Origin of the sequence: Endozoicomonas sp. ONNA2 (assembly GCF_024606365.1) — a bacterium.
In the GTDB taxonomy this organism is placed as follows: Bacteria; Pseudomonadota; Gammaproteobacteria; order Pseudomonadales; family Endozoicomonadaceae; genus Endozoicomonas.
This window is the reverse complement of the sequence record NZ_JAHHPO010000042.1, coordinates 1-1,171: the sequence shown is the minus strand read 5'-3', so window position 1 is coordinate 1,171 and position 1,171 is coordinate 1. Positions and strand designations below refer to the sequence as shown.

The 1,171-nt window shown below is 50.5% G+C and carries 1 protein-coding gene; it reads left to right on the top strand.

Annotation, left to right across the window (positions count from 1 at the left end; all coding sequences use genetic code 11):
- The first annotated feature begins 84 nt into the window (after window positions 1-84).
- Window positions 85-984, top strand: a complete 900-nt coding sequence (gene ubiA / locus KDK14_RS00530) for a 4-hydroxybenzoate octaprenyltransferase (protein WP_373691013.1) — start codon at window positions 85-87, stop codon at window positions 982-984.
- Window positions 985-1,171: the final 187 nt, after the last annotated feature.

Genomic DNA, 1,171 nt, shown 5'->3' with positions numbered 1-1,171 from the left:
ACAGTGCCAGCACAAGGAGTCAGAAATATATGATTTCATATGGTTAGCTACTTATTACCAAAACACAGAACTCCAAGGGCGCAGATGAAACTATCAATAACAGGCGCTGATAAATGCGCAGAGCTGCTGGATCAGCACATGCCACGCTGGAAAGTCTTTATACAACTGGCTCGCCTTGATCGCCCTATCGGCATTTATCTACTGCTATGGCCAACGCTCTGGGCACTTTGGCTGGCGGCCAAGGGGATACCCTCAATTGATAACCTTGTGGTGTTCATGCTTGGGGTGGTTCTGACCCGAAGCGCTGGCTGTGTGATTAATGACTATGCCGACCGACATTTTGATGGTCATGTAAAACGAACCCTGCAGCGTCCCCTGGTGAGTGGCAAGATAACCCCGAAAGAAGCCTTGATATACGCCGCCTGTCTTTTTTTCGTGGCCTTCCTACTGGTATTGACCACCAATGCCCTGACCATCTATCTATCCTTTGCCGCCTTGCTACTCGCCTCAGCCTACCCTTTTGCCAAACGACACACTTATTTGCCACAAGTGGTACTGGGTGCTGCTTTTGGCTGGTCCATCCCCATGGCATTCGCCGCCGAGGCCGACACATTGACCACGCAGACATGGCTGTTGTTTACCGCTAATTTGCTATGGACTGTCGCCTACGATACCCAGTATGCCATGGTGGACAGGGACGATGACCTGCAGATCGGCATTAAGTCAACCGCTATTTTATTCGGCGAAATGGATAATCTGATGATTGGCTGTTTTCAGGCGTTTACCCTGATAGCCATGGTGATGTTGGGGTTGCAGCTGGAGTTGGCCTGGCCATTCTATGTCAGCCTTGTTGCTGCAGCCGCTGGCTTTTCCCGCCAACAATGGTTAACCCGTAACCGTGAAAGAGACCCTTGTTTCAGAGCGTTTCTTTCTAACCATTGGGTTGGCGCAGCCATATTCCTTGGTATCGCCTGTTCTGTGTGACGACGAATGATTGTCTGTCTGGCCTTATAGAAGGTTGAGCCGAAAGTGTTCAACCTTCACCTCCCCGGAATAAACAAGTTCTCCCCTTTAGCACTGCAACAACGGGAAAACAGCAGCTCATGAGCTGGGCGCAACCGGCCTGCATTCCAGCAAATTGACAGCGTAAAGACATTGTCGGCCTTTATGG